Below are 651 nucleotides of genomic sequence, written 5' to 3'. Positions count from 1 at the left end.
CGACGGCTGCTTCAATGTCGCCGTATGTGATCAGCTGCGAATCTTCAGGTAAGTAGTCGAACAGGGTTTCGGTATGGTCGAAGAACAGTGGTTGCCAGTATTCAATGCCTGCCGGCCACGTTCCTTTGGTGACTTGCATGTAGATGGATTCTGGCTCGCGTCTCGCCTCAAACTGGGTGCGCCAACGAGTACGGAAATCTTCAATCGCTTCTTTCGTCGTTGGGAATTCATGCGCAGGCAGCAATTGTATTTGCTGAATATCTTCGATAGAACGCTGATTTTCTGGATCGAAAGTGCGAATGGTATCGATTTCATCATCGAAAAAGTCAATGCGGTAAGGATCAGCACTGCCCATCGGGAATAAGTCGAGAATCGAACCTCGGCTCGCGTATTCACCCGGCCCAAATACTTGGTCTACATGACGATAACCCGAGTTCTCTAGTTGCACTCTCAGGTTTTCTAGCGAGAAATTATCGCCTGTTTTGACCATTAATGTGTGCTGTAACAAAAATTCTCGCGGAGATTGGCGCTGAAGAACAGTGCTGACAGGCACGATAGTGACGCCGCCACGTTGATTTGGCAGTTGGTATAGGCGAGCAATACGGTCAGAAATGATCTCTTGGTGTGGAGAAAAATTGTCGTATGGCAACG

At 48.4% G+C, this 651-nt stretch carries 1 pseudogene; it reads right to left on the bottom strand.

The features are described 5' to 3' along the window. A pseudogene (locus tag R7Q48_RS28145) lies at window positions 1-651 on the bottom strand (transcription-repair coupling factor); the annotation flags it as partial.

It is taken from the genome of Vibrio sp. 378, assembly GCF_033339435.1.
Note: the sequence above shows the minus strand (reverse complement) of the source record. Positions and strands in the feature narration are given on the sequence as shown.